Annotated in this window: 21 protein-coding genes and 1 pseudogene; 12 read left to right on the top strand and 10 right to left on the bottom strand. The window is 64.7% G+C overall.

The annotated features are described in order from the left end of the window. The first annotated feature begins 144 nt into the window (after nt 1–144). On the top strand, nt 145–561 hold the full coding sequence (locus AC5V87_RS24095) for an ACT domain-containing protein (protein WP_495371935.1): 417 nt from the start codon (nt 145–147) through the stop codon (nt 559–561). 58 nt (nt 562–619) lie between these two features. Further along, a complete protein-coding gene (locus AC5V87_RS24100; protein ID WP_495367966.1) occupies nt 620–1030 on the top strand; it encodes a nuclear transport factor 2 family protein in 411 nt (136 codons plus the stop codon). On the opposite strand, the gene AC5V87_RS24105 is transcribed toward AC5V87_RS24100, so the two are convergent. From AC5V87_RS24105 to AC5V87_RS24115, 3 genes are all read right to left on the bottom strand, one after another. Next, nucleotides 1007–1447, bottom strand: a complete 441-nt coding sequence (locus tag AC5V87_RS24105; RefSeq protein WP_495367967.1) for a MerR family transcriptional regulator — start codon at nt 1445–1447, stop codon at nt 1007–1009. The two genes, AC5V87_RS24100 and AC5V87_RS24105, sit on opposite strands and share 24 nt — an antisense overlap. Nucleotides 1448–1739: 292 nt before the next feature. After that, complete coding sequence (locus AC5V87_RS24110; RefSeq protein ID WP_495367968.1) at nt 1740–2141, bottom strand: RidA family protein; 402 nt, start codon at nt 2139–2141, stop codon at nt 1740–1742. 71 nt (nt 2142–2212) lie between these two features. After that, entirely contained in the window at nt 2213–3058 is an 846-nt protein-coding gene (locus AC5V87_RS24115; protein WP_495367969.1) for a cell envelope integrity EipB family protein, read from the bottom strand. A gap of 243 nt (nt 3059–3301) precedes the next feature. Between AC5V87_RS24115 and AC5V87_RS24120 the strand changes: the two genes are divergently transcribed. The 4 genes from AC5V87_RS24120 to AC5V87_RS24135 are packed head-to-tail and all read left to right on the top strand — an operon-like array spanning nt 3302 to nt 6292. Beyond that, complete coding sequence (locus AC5V87_RS24120; protein ID WP_014494672.1) at nt 3302–3769, top strand: RidA family protein; 468 nt, start codon at nt 3302–3304, stop codon at nt 3767–3769. 5 nt (nt 3770–3774) lie between these two features. After that, nucleotides 3775–4521 carry a glycerophosphodiester phosphodiesterase gene (locus tag AC5V87_RS24125; protein WP_495367970.1) on the top strand — a complete coding sequence of 249 codons (747 nt, stop codon included), beginning with the start codon at nt 3775–3777 and terminating at the stop codon, nt 4519–4521. A 53-nt stretch (nt 4522–4574) separates the two neighbouring features. Further along, complete coding sequence (locus tag AC5V87_RS24130) at nt 4575–5816, top strand: GNAT family N-acetyltransferase (protein WP_456838040.1); 1242 nt, start codon at nt 4575–4577, stop codon at nt 5814–5816. A 50-nt stretch (nt 5817–5866) separates the two neighbouring features. Next, entirely contained in the window at nt 5867–6292 is a 426-nt protein-coding gene (locus AC5V87_RS24135; protein WP_456838039.1) for an HIT domain-containing protein, read from the top strand. A gap of 3 nt (nt 6293–6295) precedes the next feature. Here AC5V87_RS24135 and tsaA read toward each other — a convergent pair whose 3' ends face one another. The 3 genes and pseudogenes from tsaA to AC5V87_RS24150 form a co-directional block, all read right to left on the bottom strand. After that, a complete protein-coding gene (gene tsaA / locus AC5V87_RS24140; RefSeq protein ID WP_495367971.1) occupies nt 6296–6787 on the bottom strand; it encodes a tRNA (N6-threonylcarbamoyladenosine(37)-N6)-methyltransferase TrmO in 492 nt (163 codons plus the stop codon). A gap of 32 nt (nt 6788–6819) precedes the next feature. Beyond that, a pseudogene (locus AC5V87_RS24145) lies at nt 6820–6963 on the bottom strand (AzlD domain-containing protein); the annotation flags it as partial. A gap of 65 nt (nt 6964–7028) precedes the next feature. Beyond that, on the bottom strand, nt 7029–7871 hold the full coding sequence (locus AC5V87_RS24150; protein ID WP_456838037.1) for a transglycosylase SLT domain-containing protein: 843 nt from the start codon (nt 7869–7871) through the stop codon (nt 7029–7031). Between the two features lie 213 nt (nt 7872–8084). On the opposite strand from AC5V87_RS24150, the gene AC5V87_RS24155 reads away from it, so the two are divergent. Together AC5V87_RS24155 and AC5V87_RS24160 are read left to right on the top strand one after the other, a co-directional pair. Beyond that, on the top strand, nt 8085–9101 hold the full coding sequence (locus AC5V87_RS24155) for a TRAP transporter substrate-binding protein (RefSeq protein WP_456838036.1): 1017 nt from the start codon (nt 8085–8087) through the stop codon (nt 9099–9101). A 71-nt stretch (nt 9102–9172) separates the two neighbouring features. Continuing rightward, a complete protein-coding gene (locus AC5V87_RS24160; protein ID WP_456838035.1) occupies nt 9173–9811 on the top strand; it encodes an HAD family hydrolase in 639 nt (212 codons plus the stop codon). Here AC5V87_RS24160 and AC5V87_RS24165 read toward each other — a convergent pair. Both AC5V87_RS24165 and AC5V87_RS24170 read right to left on the bottom strand, forming a co-directional pair. Further along, nucleotides 9808–10848 (bottom strand): phenylacetaldoxime dehydratase family protein, encoded by a 1041-nt coding sequence (locus tag AC5V87_RS24165; RefSeq protein WP_495367972.1) that lies wholly within the window; start codon nt 10846–10848, stop codon nt 9808–9810. The genes AC5V87_RS24160 and AC5V87_RS24165 overlap by 4 nt on opposite strands. 27 nt (nt 10849–10875) lie before the next feature. Next, entirely contained in the window at nt 10876–11892 is a 1017-nt protein-coding gene (locus AC5V87_RS24170; RefSeq protein ID WP_495367973.1) for a carbon-nitrogen hydrolase family protein, read from the bottom strand. A 197-nt stretch (nt 11893–12089) separates the two neighbouring features. Between AC5V87_RS24170 and AC5V87_RS24175 the strand changes: the two genes are divergently transcribed. From AC5V87_RS24175 to AC5V87_RS24190, 4 genes are all read left to right on the top strand, one after another. Further along, nucleotides 12090–13046, top strand: coding sequence for an AraC-like ligand-binding domain-containing protein (locus AC5V87_RS24175; RefSeq protein ID WP_495367974.1), 957 nt, complete (start codon nt 12090–12092; stop codon nt 13044–13046). 41 nt (nt 13047–13087) lie between these two features. After that, nucleotides 13088–13378, top strand: coding sequence for a hypothetical protein (locus AC5V87_RS24180; protein ID WP_495367975.1), 291 nt, complete (start codon nt 13088–13090; stop codon nt 13376–13378). 117 nt (nt 13379–13495) lie between these two features. Next, nucleotides 13496–14521 (top strand): aldo/keto reductase, encoded by a 1026-nt coding sequence (locus AC5V87_RS24185; RefSeq protein WP_456838030.1) that lies wholly within the window; start codon nt 13496–13498, stop codon nt 14519–14521. Nucleotides 14522–14691: 170 nt separating this feature from the next. After that, a complete protein-coding gene (locus AC5V87_RS24190; protein WP_495367976.1) occupies nt 14692–16113 on the top strand; it encodes an MFS transporter in 1422 nt (473 codons plus the stop codon). A gap of 94 nt (nt 16114–16207) precedes the next feature. On the opposite strand, the gene clpA is transcribed toward AC5V87_RS24190, so the two are convergent. Further along, nucleotides 16208–18619, bottom strand: coding sequence for an ATP-dependent Clp protease ATP-binding subunit ClpA (gene clpA / locus AC5V87_RS24195; RefSeq protein ID WP_456838029.1), 2412 nt, complete (start codon nt 18617–18619; stop codon nt 16208–16210). Nucleotides 18620–18904: 285 nt separating this feature from the next. Further along, on the bottom strand, nt 18905–19237 hold the full coding sequence (gene clpS / locus AC5V87_RS24200) for an ATP-dependent Clp protease adapter ClpS (RefSeq protein ID WP_235545867.1): 333 nt from the start codon (nt 19235–19237) through the stop codon (nt 18905–18907). Between the last annotated feature and the right edge of the window lie 253 nt (nt 19238–19490).

Here is a 19490-nt window from a genome sequence, read left to right on the forward strand (position 1 = left end):
CGCGTGGACTCAAATTGTAGGCATCTTCCGCTGTCGCTCAATTGTACTGGCGTAAGCTCGGCCTATTAGAAAGATTAGAGGAGATATACAAAGGTATGCTGGTCGCGGTCTCAACAGCAACTCGGGGGCTATAGGTCTTGCATGGTGACAGGCGAACGCAATCTCGACGCGCTGCTGAGTAACATGAAGCCGGAGATCCTGGACGACATCTTCGTGTTTTGCACGCTTGCGCCGCGCGCGAGCATTCCAGCCGCCATCAGCCCGATGCTGACGTTCCGCGAACGCGAAGGAACTACGCTGGTGATCCTGCGCGAGGAGGCTGAACGTGCCGGACTAAGCTACGCATTCCCCTCGCGCCTGATCACCCTAACGGTTCACTCCGCGCTCGATGCGGTGGGCTTTCTGGCGGCGATCACGGCACGTCTGGCCGAAGGCGGTATCAGCGTGAACGCCGTGTCGGCCTTCCACCACGATCATCTTTTCGTGCCCGCCGACCGGGCCGATGAAGCGATGGCTCTCTTGCATGCACGTTTACGCCGAAACGGGGGTGATTGCGCTTGATCTAGAGCATGCTCTAGCCTGTAGAGAGATGGCTGGCCTCGATTCAAGGAGACAGCCCATGACAGTGACCGACAACAAGGCGCTCATTCAGGACATCATGGATGCGCGCGCACGTCGCGACCCCAACCCGTTCATCGCCGCAATGGCAGATGACTTCGTCTGGCGGATCACCGGCTCGACGGCCTGGTCCGGCGAGTATGTCGGCAAGGCCGACGTGCTGGAGCGCCTGATGGAGCCGCTCCACCGACAATTCACCGCTCCCACCAGACTCACGGTATCCCGCATCATTGCAGAAGGCGATTACGTCGTTGCCGAGTGCCGGGGCAATGCGACGATGCTTGCCGGCGACCTCTACGCAAATACTTACTGCTTCGTCATTCGCATGGCGGACGGAAAACTGCGCGAGCTGACCGAGTACATGGACACCGCATTGGTCGAGAGGGTTCTAAGGCCGCCCGGCAGCCAATGAGGCCGACGCAGCCTTGAGGCGTCCATGCGGCGACATGGCGGGTCTTTCCCCTCCGACGATCCACTCCTCATAGAATTCGATCTTGGCTTCGATGAGCGCCAAAGCCTGCGTCCAACGTCGAATGTTGTCCTGCACGCGCTGCTGATGGGCTGCGAGCAGCGCGTGACGCTCGGTCAGCGTTGCTTGGCCGCGTTTCGCAAGCGCTGCATATTCGCGCATCTGCCTGACCGACATGCCGGTGCCGCGCAGCCGCTCCATCAGATCCAACCAGCCAACGTGAAAATCGCTGTAGATGCGCCGTCCGCCGCGCCCCCTGATAACGCCGGGGATCAAGCCCTGAGCTTCATACCAACGGATGGTGTGGATACTGCGGCCCGTTAGGCTGGCGACCTCTCCGATGCGAAGCTCCCGCGACATGGTCTTCCCTCCCGTTCGAAACCGCCTGGCGAGCGTAGCGCTGTTTGTCCGCAGAAAGGATATCGCGCGGCGTGGTTGGCTCGCCCGTCTCGATCGGCCGTTCGAATGGCTACGATGGCACAGTACCACTGTTTTGCCCGACGCGTCAAAGAAAATTCTATAAAAACGAAATAACCCAGCGTTCCGCAATTGCGTTTCTACTGTGCATGGGGTTGTTTTCACGTTTTGCGAAAACGCGGGCGGACGCGGCCCAGCAAGGACGGCGCGTCGCCCGCGGCAAGTGAAGCCCCAGTCAATCCGCGACCGCGATCGCCTCGATCTCGATCAGCCATTCCGGCGCAGCCAGCGCGGAGACGCCGACGAGCGTCGAGGCCGGCGGCTCCATGCCTTCGAAGAATACCGATCGCGCCTTGCCGATGATCGGCCGCAGCTCCGGCTTGTAACCGACGACGAAGGTCGTGATCTTGACGATGTTGGCGTAGCTCGCGCCTGCCGCCTTCAGCGCGAGGCCGAGATTCTGCATCACCTGCGTCGTCTGCGCAGCGATATCTCCCTCCCCGACGATCCGCCCTTCCTCGTCCACCGAGACCTGCCCGGAGATGTAGATGGTGCGCGCGCCCGAGGCGGTGACGACGTGGGAATAGGCTGGATTGTGATGCAGGCCGCTGGGGCGGAGATGGTCGAGCTTGGGCATGGGCTGGCTCCCCGAGTTTGTGGTTGGGAGGGAGCGTAACCGGAGATGGCGTTGGGTGCTAGCCTTGCCCTTCAATTACAGGGCTTGCTGTCCTTGACGTCGAACTTGCCCATGGCACCGGAAATGACGAAATCGTTGTAATCGAGCACGAGCTGGCGGGAGACGCCGTTCTCGTAGAGCTCGAACGCCATCGCGTAGACCGGCGTCTGCTCGCCCTCCTTCTGCTGCACGTCGCGATCGAAATAGCTGACGGTGACGGGCCAGCGCCTCAGCGATTTCATGTGCTCGTCGGAGGTCGACGGATCGGATGAGGTGGTGCGGTCGGCGGGGATCGGCTGGCCGATCACGGTCAGCGTGTTGTAGACCTTCTGGCCGTCGTCGGAGCCGTCATAGACGGAGAGCTCGAGCAGCGACTTGCCGTCCTTGGCCGCCGCAATGATGCGCTGGATCTGCTCGGTCGGGAACACGATCTTGCCATCGAGGGTGAAGGTCTTGGGTGCCGGCAGCTTCAGCTTGACGTTGATGTGGTCGCCGTCGCGCTCCGCCGAGCCGTCGACACGACCGGCATCGGCCTCGTTCATCCGCGTCTCGATGTTGAAGCGGTAGCTTTTTCCCGCGGCATCTTCCCAGGAATTGGAGCGGAGGTCGCTGAGCGTGACCTTACCCTCGCCGCTGTCGAGCTCGGAGACCTGGCGGAATTCCGAGGTGTAGCCCTCGCAGGCGCTTCCGGTGAAGTTGTAGAGAATGCGGCCGCGCGCGCTGTTGACCGAATTGGAGCGCGATTTCACCAGGCTCAGATCGTACAGCGCCTGGTGGGCGAGGAACGGGCCGTTGGCGGCCTGCGCCGTGCAGCCCGGGCCGAAACTGGCCGCCGCGAGCGCCATCACACCGAGCGAAGTCCGGAAAAGGTGCACCATGTCTGTTCCTTGGGGACGCGTCCTTGGCGAAAGCGCAGATTCGACATTTTAATGACTGTTCCATTGCGTCGCAACTGAGGCCGTTTCACGTAAAGTTGCGGCCTTTGCGTTGACCCGCCTGCCCTGCCTCAACAAATTGCGGTGCCTCCGGGTTGCTTGCATGTGGCGGTACGATGGGCGAAACAGACACGCCGGGCCAATAGATTGCGCCCGGCTTACGAATTCCTGGCAACGAGGTCGAACATGGCGGGCACGGTCGAGCAGAAACTGGCGGAACAGGGCATCAAGCTGCACGAGGCCCCTACCCCCGTCGCCAACTACGTGCCGTTCGTGCGCACCGGCAATCTGCTGTTCGTCTCCGGCCAGGTCTGCTTCGATCCCGCCGGCAAGCTGATCGCCAAGGGCAAGCTCGGCGCCGGCGTCTCGATCGAGGACGGCGCCGCGGCGGCGCGCGGCTGCGCGGTCAACCTGCTGGCCCAGGTCAAGGCGGCGCTCGGCGATCTCGACAAGGTCGTGCGCGTGGTGCGCCTCGGCGGCTTCATCAACTCGGCGCCCGACTTTCTGGACGGGCCGAAGGTGCTGAACGGCGCCTCCGACCTGATGGTCGCCGCCTTCGGTGACAAGGGCCGCCACGCCCGCACCACCGTGGGCGTCGCCTCGCTGCCCGCGGATGCGGCGGTCGAGGTCGAAGGCGTGTTCGAGGTCGCCTGACGCGCATGCGCGCTCCGGATTGGCTGACAGCCCGGCCGGTCGCCCATCGCGGCCTGCACGACATCTCGCGCGGCATCGTCGAGAACATGCCGGGCGCGGTGCAGGCTGCGATCGCAGGCAATTTCTCAATCGAGGTCGACATCCAGCTCTCCGCCGATGGCGAGGCGATGATCCACCACGACCACGCGCTCGGCCGTCTCACCGAGGCGACCGGCGAGGTGGTCTCGAAGACCGCAGCGGAGCTGAGGGCGATCAAGTTCAAGGACACCAACGAGCGGATGATGTCGCTCTCCGACCTCTGCGCCATGGTCGCCGGCCGCGTGCCGCTGGTGATCGAGGTGAAGAGCCGTTTTGGCGGCGACCGCAGGCTAGTGAGGCGCATGGCCGAGGTGCTGGCGTCCTATGACGGCCCCGCCGTCGGCATGTCCTTCGATCCCGACCAGGTGCTGGCACTCCGCGAGCTGTTGCCGAGCCGCCCGCGCGGCATCGTCGCGCAGCGGACCTATGAGGACGAATACTGGGGCTATCTGACGCAGGAGCAGCGCGACAGCATGCTGTACCTGCGTCACGGTTTTCAGACCCAGCCGCATTTCGTCGCCTTCAAGGTCGACCACCTCCCGGCCTCCGCCCCCTGGATCGCCCGCAACGTCTTCGGCTGCCCCCTGCTCGGCTGGACCGTCCGCACACCGGAGCAGCGCACGCGGGTCGGGCAATATGCCGACCAGATGATCTTTGAGGGATTCGTGCCGTAGGCATGATGTTCCCACCCTTGAAGTCGCTGCTGCAATGCACGATCTTGGGCTCAATGGCATCATCCGAAATTACGCTCGAGGCCGTCCCGTCCATTGGCGAAGTCTCGCCGGAGGATTGGGACGCCTGCGCCAATCCCGGTGGCAAGTGCAACGGGCTTGGCGCGGGAACCTCATCGGCTCTTCCAGGCGATTCCCTCGGCCTCTCAAGACCGGCCTACAACCCGTTCGTCTCACACGCGTTTTTATCCGCCGTCGAGAAATCGGGTTCGGCAACGATCCGCACCGGCTGGGCACCGCGCCACCTCGTGGCCAAGCTCGACGGCCGCGTCGCAGGCGTCGTGCCCTGCTATCTAAAATCGCACAGCCAAGGCGAATATGTCTTCGACCGCGGCTGGGCGGACGCCTATGAGCGCGCCGGCGGACGCTACTATCCGAAGCTCCAGGTCTCGGTTCCCTTCACGCCGGCCACGGGTCCGCGGCTACTGGTGCGCGACGGCGTCGACCGCGAGCACATCACCGAAGCGCTGGCGAGCGGGTTGGTCGCGCTGTGCGGTGTCAGCAAGGCTTCCTCGGTCCACGTCACCTTCGCTCGCGAAGCCGAGTGGAAGCTGCTGGCCCAGCACGGCTTCCTTCAGCGCACCGACCAGCAGTTCCATTGGCACAACCAGGGTTTCGCCAGCTTCGAGGACTTCCTGGCGACGCTGAATTCGCGCCACCGCAAGTCGATCAAGCGCGAGCGGCGCGACGCGCTAGCAGCGGGCGTCACCATCCACTGGCTCACCGGAAAAGACATCACCGAGGATGCCTGGGACGCGTTCTTTGAATTCTACATGGAGACCGGCTCGCGCAAATGGGGCCGGCCGTATCTCACGCGCGAATTCTTCTCGCTGATCGGCGAAACCATGGCAGAGGACGTGCTGCTTGTGATGGCTCGCCGCAACGGCCGTTGGATCGCGGGCGCGATCAACTTCATTGGCTCGGACACGCTGTTCGGCCGCAACTGGGGCGCGGTCGAGCATCATCCCTTCCTGCATTTCGAGGTCTGCTACTATCAAGCGATCGATTTTGCCATCAAGCGCGGCCTCACCCATGTCGAGGCGGGCGCTCAGGGAGAGCACAAGATCGCGCGCGGCTACCTGCCGCGGACCACGCATTCAGCCCATTTCATCGCCGATCCCGGCCTGCGCCGCGCCATCGACGATTACCTCGAGCGCGAGCGGGCCTATGTGGCCGAGGCCGGACGGGAGCTTGCCGAGCTCGGCCCGTTCCGCAAGGGCATTGGCGAGGCGCCTTGACGGTTTGCCGTCGCTGGTGACAGTAAGCGCAAAATTCCGAGGGAGCCGTCATGACCGCCTACGACACCAACAACATCTTCGCAAAGATCCTGCGTGGCGAGCTGCCCTGCCACAAGGTCTATGAGGACGAGCACGTCTTCGCCTTCCTCGACATCATGCCGCGCGTGACCGGCCACACCCTCGTGATCCCCAAGGTCCCTGTCCGCAACATCCTCGATATCACGCCGGACGACTACGCCCATGTCGCGCGCGGCGCGCACAAGATCGCAGCGGCCGCGATGAAGGCGTTCAAGGCCGACGGCATCACGGTGCAGCAGTTCAACGAGCCAGCCGGCGGACAGGTGGTGTTTCACCTGCACATGCACGTGATGCCCCGCCACGACGGCGTGGCGATGCTGCCGCCCGCCAGCCGCAAGGAGGACGACAAGGTGCTGGAAGACCATGCGGCGAAGCTGATCGCGGCGCTGAAGAGCTGAACGTCACTCCGTCTGGAAATCCCCCGGCTGCGGCGCGGCCAGCGGCGTGAACTCGCAGCGATCAGGCTTGATGTCGATCAGCGGCGTGTTGTCGATGCAGTCGAGCCCGCGTACCAGAATCGCATTTCCCTCGATGCCGACCAGCTTCACGATCGAGGTCCCGATCGGATTGGGCCTGACCGGCGAGCGCAGCGAGAATGTGCCGCGGGTTTTCTCGTTGTTCTTCGGGCTTTGCAGGATGATGTCGCGGCGCGACTTGTCGAGCCAGTACAGCACTTCGAGATTGCTATAGAAGTCCACGCCCTTGATCGCGGGCACGAACGGTTCAAAAATCTCGAGCCGGCAGATCGGGCCGTCATGGCGGCCCTGCCGCGGCGTCTCCAGCCGCGAGGTCCAGGGCGTGCGGATGCGGCCGATGAAGACGAGGCCGGCATCCTCCACGGGCGGCAACTCGATGGCGACCTCACCCTCGCGGAGCTGGTTTTCGCGAACCATATTTCCAGTTCCTTAGCTGTTCGCCGGCAGTTTTAGCCCAACCACCATTTCCCGGCCAGCATGAAGAGTTCGCCGGTCACCACGCCGGCGAAAATCGAGCGGCGGGTCAGCAGGAAGACGACGAGGCAGGGGCCGACCGCACCGTCGCGCAAGGCATCGGGCACGCTGGCCAGCGCGCAACTGCGCACCATCGTTCGATGCTTCGCATCGCCCCGGAATGACAAGCAGAGAGGCGTGTGCCCTACCCGCTCACACCCCTATTCCTCAGCACGAAACAGGCGCCACCGGCCTTGCGGATCTTATTGCAGAGATCATCCGCCTCGCTCCGCGTATCCGCGCCGATGCGCACCTGGTAGAACGCGCGCGTGCCGCGGCTGCGCATCACCGACCTTAGCAGGCTCGGATCACGCTCGCCGATCACGGTGCTCAGCTTCGTGACGGCCCGGGAATACATCGCCAGCGCCTTGTTGCGGTCGAAGCCGGCCGCGAGCTGCACGCCCCAGATCTTTGCGGCGGCGAGCTCCACATGCTGCTCGAGCTCGGCCACGAACGGATTTGGCGCGCGCTTGAGCAGCGCCATGAGATCGCGGCAGCTCGTCGGCGGCGAGCTCGGCGGCCCCTTGCCGGTGCTGCCGGCCTTGGCCCAGGCATCGACGCTCGCGCCGGTGATGGCATAGACATAGTTGCGGGTCTGCTCCGGCATCGGGCCGGTGCCGGCGAGCCATTCCTGCACCCGGCGCGGTCCCGCATTGTAGGCAGCCGCCGCAAGGCCGAGATTGCCGAACTGGTTCCGCAGCTCGTTGAGAAATTCCGCGGACTTCGGCAGCGCCTGCACCGGATTGAAGGGATTGAGCAGCCCGCGCTCGCTCGCGGTGCCCGGCATGAACTGCGCGATCCCCTGGGCGTGCTGGCCGCTGCGCGTCATCGGCCCCACCGCATCGGCCTGGAAGCGGCTCTCCTGCCAGATCACGCGGGCGAAGAACTCCAGGGGCAGGTTATTGTCGCGTGCCGCGGCCTCGACGATCAGGCAGATGGATTCACGCGTGTCGCTCTCGCGTGCGTCTGCGGGCTTTTGCGGCGGCATCGCCAGCTCTTCGACACTGGGGACGGCTATGTTCGTTTTCGCGGGTGAGCTGTCCCAAGCCGCCTGCGTCGCCGGCGCGGCCAGCGCGACAAGGATAAATGCTGCAATTCGCGCCAACTTTGCCCAAGCATCGTTGTGGCGCGTGCCGGCGCGGCATGCGACAAGTTGTTCTGCCATGTGGCATCGTGCCATGGTTCGACGAGTTGCCAATATATGTTGCCTGACCTGCTTCTCCCAATGCGTTCCCCCGCCCGACGGATCCGCGCAATCCTGGCCCTCGCTGCCCTCGTTCTGTCCGCCGCGCCGGCCCTGGCGCAGGTCAGCTGGCTGATGGCCACGGAATATCCGCAAAACAACATCTCGGGCATCGGCCTCACCACTTTCGCCGATCACGTCGCGGCGCGCACAAACGGTTTTGTGACCGTGACGAGCGCCTTCGACAACGAGCTCAAGATCAATTCGGGCGAAATGCCGCGGGCTGCGCTGGATGGCCGCATCGCCGGCGGCGATGCCTTCGCGGGTGCGCTGTCCGGCCTCGACCCGGTGCTCGGCCTCTCCACCCTGCCCTTTCTGGTGCAAACGCTCGATGTCGCGCGCGCCACCAATGCGCGGGCCCGTCCGCTCTACGAGAAGGCCTTCGCAGCGCGCGGTCTGAAGTTGCTCTATCTCACGATCTGGCCGGCGACGGGCCTCTGGTCCGATCATGCGCTCGCGGGCGCCGACGATCTGCCGAAATTGAATTTGCGCGCCTACGACGCCAATTCCAGCGCGGTGATGCGTACCGCCGGAGCAAATGCGCTGTTCCTGCCGATGGACAAGGCGCTTGCCGGACTGAAGGAGCACCAACTGAACGCATTCCTCACCTCCGGCGATGGCGGTGCGGGACGCAAGCTCTGGGACTACCTGCCGCATTTCACGGCCATCAATTATGCGATGCCGATCTCGATCGCCTTCGTCCGCAGCGAGGCGTTCGCAGAACTGTCCGAGCCGATGCAGCGCGAGGTCATGGCGGCTGCAGCCGAGACCGAGCGGAGCCAGTTCGCGCTGCTCGCCCATCGCACCGCCGAGAATTACGCACGCATGCGCGACAACGGCGTCAGCATCGCTGAGCCCGCGCCGCAATCTCTCATCGGAGCGCTTCGCAACGCCGCGACCAGCACGATCGCAGCCTGGGAAACCCAGGCCGGCCCGGAGGCCACAGCGATCGTCGAATGGACGAAGCAGCAATGACCTTCCGGACCTTGACTTGACGCCTGATCCGGCTAGCAACGGGCGGCAGTCTCAACGCTGGTTCCGCCCTGATGACGACAATCTATTTTGATCTTGATGGCACCCTGACCAACCCGAAACCCGGAATCACCCGCTCGATCCAGTACGCGCTGGAGCGGCTCAACGTCGCAGTGCCGAGCGAGGACGAGCTGACCTGGTGCATCGGCCCGCCCCTGCATGCCAGCCTGGAGAAGCTCACAGGCAGCTCGGAACTCGCCGACCGCGCGCTGCTGCTCTATCGCGAGCGCTTCAGCGATGTCGGCCTGTTCGAGAACGAGGCCTATGGCGGGATCAAGGACACATTGTCCTCGATCGCCGCGACGCATCAGCGCATGTTCGTGGCGACCAGCAAGCCGGCAGTCTATGCCAACCGCATCGTCGATCATTTCGGCCTGAAGCCGTATTTCGAGCGCGTGTTCGGCTCCGAGCTCGACGGCACGCGCGTCGACAAGCGCGAGCTGCTGCGCTACGCCCTTGAACAAGCCAAGGTCGATCCCGCCAGCGCGATCATGATCGGCGACCGCAGCCACGACGTGGTCGGCGCCCGCACCAACGGCATGACCGCGATCGGAGTGCTCTACGGCTATGGCAGCGAGGCCGAGCTCCGGGATGCCGGCGCACATCACATCTGCGCCGCGCATCCTGAGCTGCTCGGCCACTGCGTCGCTTAGGCGCTGACGGTCTCCACCGCCGCCAGCATGCCGGTCTTTGCATGGCAGCTCCGATACTCGAAGAACTGCTCGTCCGCAGCCGCGACCGTGACCTCGTGATACAAGCGCAGCTTGGCCGAGGGCCCGAGCGTCGAGAGGTACTTCATCGCCGCGCCGAAGATCCTGACGTGGGTCGGATGCGACTCCGCCCATCGTTCCAGTGCGGCCAGACTCTTCCACCAGCTCTGGCCGTAGGATTTTTCGCTCGCGCTGCCGTCAGCCGCGAGCACCTGCATGTAGCGATTGGCGTAGCAGCCGATCGCAAGGCCGTCGTCGCGCAGAAAATCCATTCCCTCGTGGAGCACCGGCTCGACGTCGTCGAGATAAAGTTTTCGCTCGGACCCCTCGGTATCGCTCCAGTCCTGCCCGGAACGGATCAGGCAGAGATTGTCGTGTGCCTTGACGCGCAGGCGCGCGCCATCGCGGATCAGCTCGGGAGTACCGGTCGGCGACATCGGATCGGTCTGCGACAGTGGAATGCGATCGCGCATGCCGCCCCAATAAGCGTGCTCCTGCACCTGGCCGCTCATGCCGTCGGCGATGACGGCGACTCCTTCGGGCCGGTCGGGTGAGGAGAACAGTGTCTCGTGTCGCGCCAGCGCGGGACGCAGCACCTCGATGAAGGTGCCGATGCCTTCCCGCGGCTTGCCGGTCCACACTTCGCGCGCCGGCACAAACCAGGCGTCGAAGCGCGCGACGTCATCCCAATAGGCCACCGAGACGATGGTCTCATAGCCGGCCTGGTCGACATAATGCGCGCGGTCCCAATGCGAGGGACCGCCCTCGCCCGCGAAACGTCCGGCGATCTCCGCGAGCGCCTCAGTCGCCGCCGCCGACCCCGACCCACGATGCTGCACGCCAAAATAAGCCATCACCACGCGGCTCACGGCCGGCTTGTAGCGCGCCACGAAGGACGGATATGGCGGCTGGTAGTCATCAGGCACGCGCTTGTGACGCGTGCGCACTGTTTCGAGATGCAGAGGAATTGCGGATTCCATGATCGTGCCCTGCCTTGCTCTCGGCGATCAACTCGCCGCCGCGCCGATGTCCGTGGCCTCGACGGTGTCGGCCGGCAGCGCAAACTGCTCGACGCGCTTGTAGGGCTTGTTGTTGAGCAAGAGCCGCGTCACGTCGGGCCGTGAATAATGTCCGGCGGGATCGGCGGCGTTCTTGGCAACTCCGATGGCCCCGAGATCGATCTCGGCGATCAAAAGCCTCTCCTGATCCGGTGCAAGCTTGTCGCCGATCTGGCTGCCGTCGGGACCGTAGATCGCGGCAAAGCCGCCGCCGGCATGCAGAAGCGCGTGCTTGTCCGGCCGATCACAAAGCTCATCGATCATGGCCTGCGAGACCGTCGCGCAGGGCGCGAGCACGAAGCAGGAGCCCTCGACAGCATAGACCCGCGAGGCCGCGTTGTTGACCTCGGCCCCGAGCGCCGGCGCAAAGGGATCGTAGAGCGAGAAGCTCGGCCAGGCCGCGACGTGGACCTGCTCGTTCTGGGCGTACATGGCGTATTTCGACAGCGGCTGGAGATGCTCCCAGCAGCACAGCGCACCGAGCCGGCCGATATCGGGCCTCGCGTGCACGGCGAGATCGCTGCCGTCGCCCTCGCCATAGACGGTGCGTTCGGCATGGGTCGGGCGTAGCTTGCGGCGCTTTGCGATGGTCTCGCCGTCGGGTCCGATCAACCATTGCGCGAGATATAGGCTGCCGCCGTCGCGCTCGGACAGGCCGATCACGGCCGTCAGCTTCGCTTTGCGCACGGCCTCGCGCAACCGCTCGGCCTGCGGACTGTCATAGGCCAGCGAATTGTCGAAATAGCGCTGTACGAAGCCGCGGCCAATCGCCCAGGCCGGCGAGTCCATCCAGATGTGCCAGGGATAGCCGGGGATGAAGGCTTCGGGAAAGGCGATCAGTTTCGCCCCCTTCTCGGCGGCCTCCCTGATCAGCGCGACCGACTTGTCGATCGAGCCATCGAGATCGAGCCAGGCCGGCGCTGCCTGCACCACCGCGACCTTGTATTTCGGATGTTCGATGCCCATTCCCGCCTCCCTTGCCGGTTGATCGGAAGCCACGTCCGATGCAGTCTATTTGGCCAAGCCGGCGGCGGGGCGCTCGACCGCGGCGGAACAAAAACTCGACTGGACGGCAGCACCGCCTCGGTGCGGAATTTGCCTCCGCCAAGGCTCGATCCGGTGCCAGCATGCAGTTTTGCAGGATGTGAAAGGGAGGCTTGCCGATGCCAATCCAGTTCACGACAGACGGCAGCCCCGCCTACCGGCGGCTGGCGCTGTGGCAGGACATCGTGTGCGACGTCTTCGTCGGGCTCGACTGCAAATCCGACCTCGGCAGCGCCTTTCGCGGCTCGGTCACGCAGGCTCCGCTCGGCAAGGCCGTATGCTCGGAGGTCTGCTCCGACCGCCAGCACGTGTACCGCACACCCTCGCGCATCGCGCGTTCGGATCAGGATTTTGTTCTCATTGCGCTCGGCAATCGCGGCTATGGCGACGTGGTGCAGGATGGCCGCGAGACCGTAATCCATCCCGGCGAGTTCGCGCTCTACGACACCACGCGGCCCTATGAGCTGACGTTCAACGAGGCCTTCACGCAGACCATCTTCAAGGTGCCACGGGAAATGCTACAGCGGCGGCTCGGCGCCACCGAGACGCTCACTGCGATGTCGTTCGGAGCTGACGCAACGCTCGAACGGCTCGCCTACGATTTCATCTTCCGGCTTTGCCAGAGCGCGGACCGACTTGCGCCGGATCATGCTGCGGCTTTATCGGAGCAGGCTGTCGATCTGTTGGCGATGGCGCTAGGCGAACGGCTCGGCAAGGCATCGCTGCCATCGTCAACTCATCGCGCGGCCCTGCTCTACCGGCTGAAGGCGCACATCCGCGCGCACCTCGCCGATCCCGACCTCTCGCCGGCGGAAACCGCCGCCGCAATCGGCATCTCGCCGCGCTACGTCAATGATCTGCTCGCCGACGAAGGCATGTCGTTCCAACGCTATGTCCTTGCCGAGCGTCTAGCCCAATGCAAGCGCGATCTCGCCTCCCCTGTGCTCGCGCATCGCCATATCAGCGAGATCGCGTTCGCCTGGGGCTTTAACGACCTCTCACATTTCGGCCGCGTCTTCCGCGAGCATTTTGGAATGTCGCCGCGTGACTTCCGGCAGAGCCAGTTGCGGCACTGACAGTCAGCCATCACCTCGAGCCTTCGCCCCGGGCGAAGGCAATGCTCGCCAATTCCAGATTGTCTTGCCTCGAGGCCTGGATCAGGCTGGCGCGCATGAGGACTCACGGCACGATAAGCGGATCTGAGCTGCTGCTGGGTGTGATCGCGATCCGGCTCGCGGTCCTCGTCCTGGTGGGCTGGAGCCTGACGCTCCTGCCGCGGCAGGCGCGTGACACTGAGGTCGCCTGTTTCCCGCCGGCCGCGATACGGATCGAGGCGCAGTCTTCGACGAAGACAGCCGGCCCCCGCATTGCTGATGCGGCATTCGATGACATGCGTCTGCACGACTAGGCCACGTCCGGGCAAGGCCGGTATGTGAGCGCGTGACAGGACGCAGGCGCCCGCTTGCACTACCATCGCTCCCGAGGGCCGCAACGATCAACTGACGGCCAGCCGAGGAGCAGATCGATGGAATACCGACGCTTGGGCCGGTCAGGCCTGATGGTGCCCGCTTTGAGCCTTGGGACCGGCACCTTCGGCGGCGTCGGCCGCCTTGCCGCTTGGGGCACGACCGATGCGACCGAAGCGCGGCGCCTTCTCGATATCTGCCTCGAGGCCGGCGTGTCGATGTTCGACACCGCCAACGTCTATTCGCTCGGCGAGTCCGAGCGCGTTCTGGGCGAGGCGATCAAGGGCCGCCGCGACAAGGTGCTGGTCTCGACCAAGGCGACGTTCCGATTCGGCGATGGCCCCAATGACATCGGCTCGTCGCGGCAGCATCTGCTCACCGCCATCGATGCCTCGCTGCGCCGGCTCGGCACCGATTACATCGACCTGTTCCAGCTCCACGGCTTCGACGCCTTCACGCCGCCCGAGGAGGTGCTCAGCACGCTCGACGTGCTCGTGCGCGCCGGCAAGATCCGCTATGTCGGCGTCTCGAATTTTTCGGGCTGGCACCTGATGAAATCGCTCTGCGTTGCCGACAAGCACGGTTTTCCGCGCTACGTCGCCAACCAGACCTACTATTCGCTGATCGGACGCGACTATGAATGGGAGCTGATGCCGCTCGGCCTCGACCAGGGGCTCGGCGCCGTTGTCTGGTCGCCGCTCGGCTGGGGGCGCCTCACCGGAAAAATCCGCCGCGGCCAGCCGAAGCCCGAGGTGAGCCGCCTGCCCAAGACCGCCGAATTCGGCCCGCCCGTGTCCGACGAGCACGTCTATCGCGTCGTCGACGCCATCGACGAGGTCGCGAAGGAAACCGGCAAGAGCGTGTCCCAGATCGCGCTGAACTGGCTGCTCCAGCGTCCGACCGTGTCGACGCTGATCATCGGCGCGCGCAACGAGACGCAGTTGCGCGAAAATCTCGGCGCGGTCGGCTGGTCGCTGACCAAGGACCAGATCGCCAAGCTCGATGACGCGAGCAAGGTGACGCTGCCCTATCCCTATTGGCACCAGCGCGTGACCTTCACGGACCGCAATCCGCCGGCGGTTTAGCAGCCGGTCGATCTGCCTCGCCGCTCGAGGCCCGTATTGTCGTGCTCCTCCGGGGCCAAGGCGAGCGCGTTGGTAACGGCTGGGTTCCGGAACCATCGCGGTCCTGTCCGGTTGGCGCAATACTCCGTCACCTGGCACGTTCGATTCGCCAAAGCAGACGCCGCTCACAAATGTCGACAGTCACGATCGAGCAGGCCGACGGCCTGCCGCTGCCGCAGCGCCGATGGGCCATCCTCACCATCGCGCTCGGCATCACGATGTCCGTGATCGACGGCGCCATCGCCAATGTGGCGCTGCCGACGATCGCGGCTGATCTCAAGGCAAGCCCGGCCTTCTCGATCTGGATCGTCAACGGCTACCAGCTCGCCATCACCATCTCGCTGCTGCCGCTCGCCTCCCTCGGCGAGATCGTGGGCTACCGGCGCGTCTACCTGGCGGGACTTGCGCTGTTCACCCTCGCCTCCGCATTTTGCGCGGTCGCGCAATCGCTGCCGATGCTGACGATCGCGCGCATCATCCAGGGCTTTGGCGCAGCCGGCATCATGAGCGTCAACACCGCGCTGGTCCGCTTCACCTATCCGCATGCGCTGCTCGGGCGCGGTATCGCGCGCAACGCGCTCGTCGTGGCGGTGTCGGCCGCGATCGGGCCGACGCTGGCCTCGGGCATCCTGGCCGTAGGCAGCTGGTCCTGGCTGTTCGCGATCAACGTGCCGATCGGTGCGGTCGCCGTTGCGCTCGGCGCACGGTGCCTGCCGCACACGCGCCTGGCGGCGCATTCGTTCGACTGGCAGAGCGCGGGGCTTAGCGCTGTCACCTTCGGCGTCGGCATTTTCGCGGTCGACAGCGTCGGCCACGGCGAGCCGCTGCTCACCTGCCTGATCGAATTCGCCGTCGCCGCCGTCGCAGGCGCCGCGCTGATCTGGCGCGAGACCCATGTCGCCGCGCCGCTGTTGCCGGTCGACCTGCTGCGCATCCCGATCTTCGCGCTGTCGATCGCGACCTCGATCGCCTCGTTCTGCGCCCAGATGCTGTCCTTCGTCGCGATCCCGTTCTACCTGCAAAGCCGCTTCGGCTATTCGGCCGTGCATATGGGACTGCTGATCACACCCTGGCCGATCACGGTGGCGTTCGCCGCACCGCTTGCCGGGCGGCTGGTCGAGCACTATCCCGCCGGCCTGCTCGGCGGCATCGGCCTCTTGCTGTTCGCAGGCGGGCTCGCCTCGCTCGCGATGCTGCCGGCCGAGCCCGGCGCCTTCGACATCGCCTGGCGCATGGCGCTGGCCGGCTTCGGCTTCGGCCTGTTCCAGACGCCGAACAACCGCACCATGATCGCGGCCGCACCACGCGAGCGCTCCGGCGGAGCCAGCGGCATGCTCGGCACCGCCCGCCTGCTCGGCCAGACCGCCGGCGCCGCGCTGGTCGCGCTGTTCCTCGGGCGCTATCCGCAGGAGGGAACCAGGATCGCGCTGCTGGCTGGCGTCGGCTTTGCGCTATGCGGTGCGCTGCTCAGCATGTTGCGCCTGTCGCCCGCCGGCGCGCGCGGCGCCGAGCGTGTGCGGGTGCAGGACGGACAGCGGATGAAGGGAGATTGAGCGCGGGACGCTCGGGTTTCAGGCGACGGCGCTGCCCGCTGCGCCAAAAAAGGCCGGCTTTTCAGCCGGCCTTTTCGATCCATGTTGCTCGCGATCAAACCTTGACCAGCGGGCCCTTCGAGATCGGCCCTTTCGAGCCGCCGGGGCCGCCGCCCGGCTTGGACTTGCCCGGCGGACGCTTGCGGGTGCCGGGCAGCTTTTCCTGCTTCGGCGTGACCGGCCCCTCGACGAACTCGAAACCGATCTTGTCCTTGGTCTCGTCGGCCTCGTCCTTGACGAGGACGACGCGGACGTGGCCGCCGGCCTTGAGCTTGCCGAACAGCACCTCGTCCGCCAGCGGCTTCTTGATGTGCTCCTGGATCACGCGTGCCATCGGACGTGCGCCCATCTGCTCGTCGTAACCATGCTGGACCAGCCAGGCCTTGGCGGGCTCGGACAGTTCGATGGTGACGTCGCGATCGCCGAGCTGGGCCTCGAGCTGAAGCACGAACTTCTCGACCACGGTGCCGATCACCTCGACGCTGAGATGGCCGAACGAGACGATGGCATCGAGGCGGTTGCGGAATTCCGGCGCGAACTGGCGGTTGATCGCCTCGTGGTCGTCGCCTTCCCGCTTCGAGCGCGTGAAGCCGAACGCCTGCTTGGCGAGATCCGCCGCGCCTGCATTCGTGGTCATGATCAGGATCACGTTGCGGAAGTTGACCTGCTTGCCGTTGTGGTCGGTCAGCCGGCCGTGGTCCATGATCTGGAGCAGCACGTTATACAGGTCGGGATGCGCCTTCTCGATTTCGTCGAGCAGCACCACGCAATGCGGATGCTGGTCGACGCCATCGGTGAGCAGGCCGCCCTGGTCGAAGCCGACATAGCCCGGAGGTGCGCCGATCAGGCGCGACACGGTGTGCCGCTCCATGTATTCGGACATGTCGAAGCGAAGGAGCTCGACGCCGAGCGTCGCCGCGAGCTGCTTTGCGACCTCGGTCTTGCCGACGCCGGTGGGCCCTGAGAACAGATAGCAGCCAATCGGCTTCTCCGGCTCGCGCAGGCCGGCGCGGGCGAGCTTGATCGAAGCCGCCAGCGACTCGATCGCCCTGTCCTGGCCGAACACGGTGCGCTTCAGGGTCTGCTCGAGATGCTTGAGCACCTCGGCATCGTCCTTGGAGACGCTCTTCGGCGGAATCCGTGCCATGGAAGCGATCGTGGTCTCGATCTCCTTGATGCCGATGGTCTTCTTGCGCTTGTTCTCGGCGACCAGCATCTGCGCCGCTCCGGACTCGTCGATCACGTCGATCGCCTTGTCGGGCAGCTTGCGGTCATGGATGTAGCGCGAGGACAGCTGCACGGCAGCTTCGATCGCCTCATTGGTGTATTTCAGCCGGTGGTAGTCCTCGAAATAAGGCTTGAGGCCCTTGAGGATCGCGATCGCGTCCTCGACCGTCGGCTCGTTGATGTCGATCTTCTGGAAGCGCCGCACCAGTGCGCGGTCCTTCTCGAAGTGCTGCCGGTATTCCTTGTAGGTGGTCGAGCCCATGCAGCGGATGGTGCCCGAGGCGAGCGCCGGCTTGAGCAGGTTCGAGGCGTCCATCGCCCCGCCCGACGTCGCGCCCGCACCGATCACGGTGTGGATCTCGTCGATGAACAGGATGGCGTTGGGATGGGCTTCGAGCTCCTTCAGCACCTGCTTCAGGCGCTCCTCGAAGTCACCGCGATAGCGCGTGCCGGCGAGCAGCGTACCCATGTCGAGCGAGAACACCGTCGCTGCCGCCAGAACCTCCGGCACCTCGCTGTCGACGATGCGCTTGGCAAGGCCCTCCGCGATCGCGGTCTTGCCGACGCCGGCCTCGCCGACGAACAGTGGGTTGTTCTTCTGCCGGCGGCACAGCACCTGGATCGCGCGGTTGATCTCGGAATTGCGTCCGATCACCGGATCGATCTTGCCGTCGCGCGCCTTCTTGTTGAGGTTGACGCAATAGGTCTCGAGCGCCTCGCCCTTCTTCTTGGCGTCATCGTTGCCCTTGGTCTCGGTCTCCTCGTCGACGCCGCGAACCGGACGCGCCTCGGAGACACCAGGCCGCTTGGCAATGCCGTGGCTGATGTAGTTGACGGCGTCATAGCGCGTCATGTCCTGCTCTTGCAGGAAATACGCTGCATGACTTTCACGTTCGGCGAAAATCGCGATCAGCACGTTGGCGCCGGTCACCTCTTCGCGACCGGAGGACTGCACGTGGATCACCGCGCGCTGGATCACGCGCTGGAAACCGGCCGTCGGCTTGGCGTCGTCGGCGCCATCCGTCACCAGATTTTCGAATTCGGTCTCAAGATAATTGACGAGGCTCGTACGGAGCTTGTCGAGATCGACGCTACAGGCGCGCATGACCGCAGCTGCATCGGAATCGTCGATCAGAGAGAGCAAAAGATGCTCGAGCGTCGCGTATTGGTGATGACGCTCGTTTGCGATCGCCAGTGCACGATGCAGGGATTGTTCAAGGCTTTGGGAAAAAGTCGGCATTCGCGTCCTCTATGGCCCCCACCATCATGATCGCCATCGCCCGGTCAGGCAACAACAACCTTTGTCACATATAGTTATACAAGACCGCGGCGAAAGACCGGTTCCGCGACCCGGCGGCGACACGCCTGCGGTATTTTCGATGCAAAACCTGTTCCGATTTGGGCAGAGCTGCCCATCTGGGCAGGATTGACGCCGCTGCCAATGTTCGCCGGATCATGCAGCAGGATGTGCTGCCATCACACAGCACGCGAACAGAACCGCTCTAAAAAGAACTCGAACGCACGACTACTTCTTTTCCATCACGCATTGCAGCGGATGCTGGTGCTTGCGGGCAAAGTCCATCACCTGCGTCACCTTGGTCTCGGCGATCTCGTAGGTGAATACGCCGCACTCGCCGATACCGTGGTGGTGGACATGCAGCATGATCTTGGTCGCAGCCTCGACGTCCTTCTGGAAGAACTTCTCAAGCACGTGGACGACGAATTCCATCGGCGTGTAGTCGTCGTTCAGGATCAGCACGCGATACAGGTTCGGCCGCTTGGTCTTGGGCTTGACCTTGGTGATCACCGACGTGCTCGGCCCGGTCGGACCGCCCGAGCGGTTGTCGTCATTGCTCATACGCGGGGCATGGGCAGCGGCTGGCGCGGACAGGTCGAGGCTGGAAGACAGGTGCGGCATGGCTCAGGCGTTCAAATTCCCAACGGAGCGGATGACAGCTCGCTGCGCAACCCCGCCCTCCGGAGCTTCGCGCTGGCGCGCCGCCTTGTTGGATCGCCGCTCCCGACGGATCCGGTCCAAGCCGGATCATTCGCTAGCAATATGGGCCTGCCCCTGGCTCGCCGCAAGCGTGCAAAGGTCTGGCCGATGCGGC

The sequence above is a fragment of the Bradyrhizobium sp. SOJA106 genome (genome assembly GCF_059448745.1).